General features: G+C 67.1%; 4 protein-coding genes. 3 read left to right on the top strand and 1 reads right to left on the bottom strand.

Annotated elements, in window-relative coordinates; genetic code table 11:
* Positions 1–95: 95 nt before the first annotated feature.
* Both ACLJK8_RS20475 and ACLJK8_RS20470 read left to right on the top strand, forming a co-directional pair.
* Positions 96–1,421, top strand: a complete 1,326-nt coding sequence (locus tag ACLJK8_RS20475) for an alpha-glucosidase/alpha-galactosidase (protein ID WP_413152214.1) — start codon at positions 96–98, stop codon at positions 1,419–1,421.
* Between the two features lie 67 nt (positions 1,422–1,488).
* Positions 1,489–2,595 (top strand): ABC transporter ATP-binding protein, encoded by a 1,107-nt coding sequence (locus ACLJK8_RS20470; protein ID WP_413152213.1) that lies wholly within the window; start codon positions 1,489–1,491, stop codon positions 2,593–2,595.
* Between the two features lie 279 nt (positions 2,596–2,874).
* On the opposite strand, the gene ACLJK8_RS20465 is transcribed toward ACLJK8_RS20470, so the two are convergent.
* Complete coding sequence (locus tag ACLJK8_RS20465) at positions 2,875–3,594, bottom strand: GntR family transcriptional regulator (RefSeq protein WP_413152212.1); 720 nt, start codon at positions 3,592–3,594, stop codon at positions 2,875–2,877.
* A gap of 221 nt (positions 3,595–3,815) precedes the next feature.
* Between ACLJK8_RS20465 and ACLJK8_RS20460 the strand changes: the two genes are divergently transcribed.
* Positions 3,816–4,445, top strand: a complete 630-nt coding sequence (locus ACLJK8_RS20460; RefSeq protein ID WP_413152211.1) for a transporter substrate-binding domain-containing protein — start codon at positions 3,816–3,818, stop codon at positions 4,443–4,445.
* The last annotated feature ends 68 nt before the right edge of the window (positions 4,446–4,513 follow it).

The following is a 4,513-nucleotide window of genomic DNA, read 5'->3' as shown; positions in this document are numbered from 1 at the left end:
GAGATCGACGCGCTCTTCTGAGCCGCCCCGAAACGACGCGCGCCGCCGCGATCGCGGCGCGCCAACCCTTCACCCGAGCACCAGGGAGTATCCCCATGCGCACCCCCAAGATCACCTTCATCGGCGCGGGCAGCACCGTCTTCGCCAAGAACCTCATCGGCGACCTGCTGAGCTATCCGGAGCTCGCCCACGCCCGCCTGTGCCTCTTCGACATCAACGAGAAGCGGCTCGCGGAATCCGAGATCGTCGCGCGCCGCATCAACCAGGCGCTCGGCACCCATGCGACGATCGAGGCTGTGACCGACCGGGCGCGCGCGCTCGACGGCGCCGATTACGCGATCAACATGATCCAGGTCGCGGGCTACCGGCCCGGCACGACGACCGATTTCGACCTGCCCAAGCGCGCGGGCCTCGACCAGACCATCGCCGACACGCTCGGCATCGGCGGCATCATGCGCGCCATCCGCACCATTCCGGTGCTGATCGACATGGCGCGCGACATGGAGCGGCTCTGCCCCGATGTGATGCATCTCAACTACGTCAACCCGATGGCGATGAACTGCCTCGGCCTCAACCGCGCGACGAAGATCCGCACCGTGGGCCTCTGCCATTCGGTGCGCCACACGGCGGGCGAGCTCGCGGCCGATATCGGCGTGCCGGTCGAGGAGATCGACTACCTCGTCGCGGGCGTGAACCACGTCGCCTTCTACCTGAAGTTCGAACGCGACGGGCAGGATCTCTATCCGCTCATCGACAAGGTGATCGCCGAGGACCGGATTCCCGACTTCAATCGCGTGCGCTACGATGTCTACAAGAACTTCGGCCATTTCGTCACCGAGAGCTCCGAGCATTTCGCCGAATACGTGCCCTGGTACATCAAGCAGGGCCGTCCGGACCTGATCGAGAAGTTCAACATCCCGCTCGACGAATATCCGCGCCGCTGCGAAGCGCAGATCGCGCATTGGGAGGGGCAGTCGGCCGAGTTGAAGGACCCGTCGAAGCCGATCAAGGTCCGGCGCTCGGTCGAATACGGCTCCGAGATCATCCATTCGATGGAAACCGGCCAGCCGCGCGTCGTCTACGGCAATGTGATGAACGACGGCGCGATCTCTAACCTTCCGGCCGATTGCTGCGTCGAGGTACCGTGCCTCGTCGATCGTCAGGGCGTGACCCCGACCCGGGTCGGCGAGATCCCGATGCAGCTCGCGGCGCTCATGCAGACGCAGGTCAACGTGCAGAAGCTGACCGTCGAGGCGGTGCTGACCGGGCGGCGCGACCATGTGCTGCACGCGGCGCTGCTCGACCCGCATACCGCGGCCGAGCTCGACACCGCCCAGATCGCGAAGCTCGTCGACGACCTGCTCGACGCGCATGGCGATTTCATTCCCGAGACCCTGCGCCGCGTCGGGAAGGCGGCCTGAGAAACACCCTGAAGACCGGGGCGCGGCTCGCGCGGAGCCGCGCCCCCCATCAGCGAGGGAGGATAGGATGCCGGGACTGGAACTCATCGATGTGAACAAGCGCTACGGCGAGGCGCAGGTGATCCATGACGTGAACCTCGACGTGAAGCCGGGCGAATTCTGCGTCTTCGTCGGCCCCTCGGGCTGCGGGAAGTCGACGCTCCTGCGCATGATCGCGGGGCTCGAGGACATCTCGTCGGGCGCGCTCTCGATCGGCGGGCGGACGATGAACGACGTCGATCCGTCGAAACGCGGCGTGGCGATGGTGTTCCAGAGCTACGCGCTCTATCCGCACCTGACGGTGGCCGAGAACATGGGCTTCGGGCTCCGCTTCGCCAAGCGGCCCAAGGCGGAGATCGAGCGGGAGGTGACGGCCGCCGCGAAGGTGCTGGAACTCGACCACCTGCTCGACCGCAAGCCGAAGGCGCTCTCGGGCGGGCAGCGGCAGCGCGTCGCGATCGGCCGGGCCATCGTCCGCAAGCCCGACGTATTCCTCTTCGACGAGCCGCTCTCGAATCTCGACGCGGAGCTTCGCGTCAACATGCGCGTCGAGATCGCCCGGCTCCACAAGGAACTCGGCGCCACGATCGTCTATGTCACGCATGATCAGGTCGAGGCGATGACGCTCGCCGACAAGATCGTCGTGCTGCGCGCGGGACGGATCGAGCAGGTCGGCTCGCCGCTCGCGCTCTATGACGATCCCGACAACGCCTTCATCGCGGGTTTCATCGGCAGCCCGAAGATGAACCTGCTCGCGGGCAGGGTCACGGAGGCGGGCGACGGGGGCGTGACGGTGACCCTCGACCGGATCGACGCGGCGCCGTTCCGCAAGGCCCTGGGCGGCCCGCTGCCCGGCGTCGGCACGCCCGTCACCGTGGGGGTCCGCCCCGAACATTTCGCCGAACACGTCACCGAGGACGGCCCCGGGGACGGCCCCGCCCGACTGTCGCTCGAAACCGATCTCGTCGAACATCTGGGCGGCGAATCCTACATCTACGCGCATGGCGGCGCGGGCGTCCGGCTGATCATCAAGGCTCAGGATTCCCGCCACGTCGAAGCGGGCCAGACCATCACCGCGAGCTTCCGCCCCGAAGCCGCGTTCCTCTTCGACGAAGAGGGCCTCCGGCTGCGCTGATGCGACCGAAAGGGCGAGCCGGCTCGCGGGCAAATCCGTCCCGCGCGCCCGAGGCCTTGTCGGTATGGCCGCGGCGCTGATCGGGGCGCCGCGAAACGTCGACGATGGGAACCTGTCGGCGCGGTTGTCGAAACCTCCGGGAACCGTCAAGGGGCGCGCGCCATTCCGCCGCGCCACTGACTTGCTCGAAGGCGACGAGGGTTTACCCGGCGCCGGAGACGGCGCGGGATCGGGAACGGTCCTCGCCCGGGAGGGCGCGGGCGGTGGCCTGCCGGGCCCTCACGCAGCCACCTCGGGCGCGTCGAGAGAAACGTCTCCCGCGTGGTTCTCCTTGAGGAAATCGAGGAAATTGTCGCGAAACTGGCGGGTGTGCGCGTGGGCGAGCGCGTCGGCTCGCCGCACGTCCCGGTCGCGGATCGCCTCCAGCATCTCCGCGTGTTCATCGGTGAGGAGATAGCCTTCGGGGGTCCTCTCGAGATAGTCGAAATGCAGGTGCAGCATCCGCCGGCCCTGGTCGAGAAGCCGGTCGTAGAAGCCCGCGAGGTAGGGATTCTTCCCGGCCGCGGCGATCGCCATGTGGAAGGCCTTGTTGGCGCCGGACATCGCGAGATGATCGCCGCCGCGCACCGCCGCCTCGAATTCCTTCTGCCGTCTTGCGATGGCCTTGATGTCGGCCTCGCCGCGGAGTTCCGCCGCGAGGCGCGTGTTCATGCGCTGCGCGATGTCGAGTGCCTCGACGTATTTCGGAAAGCTCACGATGTCGATCGGCGCGACGATCGTCGAACGGTTCGAGAGCGTCACCACCAGTTCGTCGCCGGCGAGCCGGATCAGGGCCTCGCGCACGGGTGAGCGCGACATGTTGAACCGGTCGGCGAGCGTGGTCTCGTCGAGAAGCTGTCCCGGCTTGAGGGCGAGCGCGAGGATCTCGTCGCGCAGGGTTTCGTAGGCGAATTTCCAGCCTGTCCCCTTCGCCCGTCGCGGTTCAATTCCGGATTCCATGCTCTGCCTCCACCGGGTGTCTCCATCGGGCGCCCTCCACTGGGCACCGCTCTGTCCGGAATCCTAGCACCGAGCGGAAATCGTGTCGACACGGAATATTTTCTAATTGACGTGTCGGCACTGTGTGTGTACGAAAGCCCCAGTGAGCGCATGGCTGCCCCGCGCTCCGCGAATGGCTCGGGCCGCACCCGAGCAAGCTCCAACAGGGGGAGACCCGTCGAATGATGCTGACCAAGATCGCCGCCGCCGCCCTCGCGGCGGGCCTCATCGCCGGTGCCGCGCAGGCGCAAGACGGCGCGAGCTACTGGCAGACCGTCCAGTCCAATGGCGTGCTGCGCTGCGGCGCCGCCGTCGCCCCGCCCTACGTGATGCGCGACCCGGCGACGGGCGAATATTCCGGCTTCTTCGCCGAACTCTGCCGCGAGTTCGCCGATGTGCTCGAGGTCAAACCCGAGTTCGTGGACACGACCTGGGACAATCTCGTCGCGGGGCTGCAGGCCGGGCGCTGGGACATGTCGCTGGCGCTGAACCGGACTCCGCTCCGTGCCATGGCCGTGCAGTTCTCGGTCCCGGCGATGGAGTACCAGATCTCGCTCGTCTACAATCAGGCGAACCCGAAGATCCCGGCCGATCCGGTCTCGGTCGCCGATATCGACCAGCCCGGCACCACCCTCGCCGTGATGTCGGGCACCGCTCAGGACAAGGCAATCACGGCGGCGGTCGAGAACGCGACGATCCTGCGGCTGCCTTCGAACGACGAGACCCGGCTCGCGCTCATGTCCCGCCGCGCCGACATGCTGGTCGACGTGAGAGCGGCGGTGCAAAAACCGGCCACGGTAGCGGCGGGATAGTCCGGCCGCGGGCGGAGTAAAATCCGGCCACCTATTTCCCTTCTGCATTGAACGCAGGAGGGACAGGG

The sequence above is a fragment of the Amaricoccus sp. W119 genome (genome assembly GCF_047275745.1).
Lineage (GTDB): Bacteria > Pseudomonadota > Alphaproteobacteria > Rhodobacterales > Rhodobacteraceae > Amaricoccus.
Note: the sequence above shows the minus strand (reverse complement) of the source record. Positions and strands in the feature narration are given on the sequence as shown.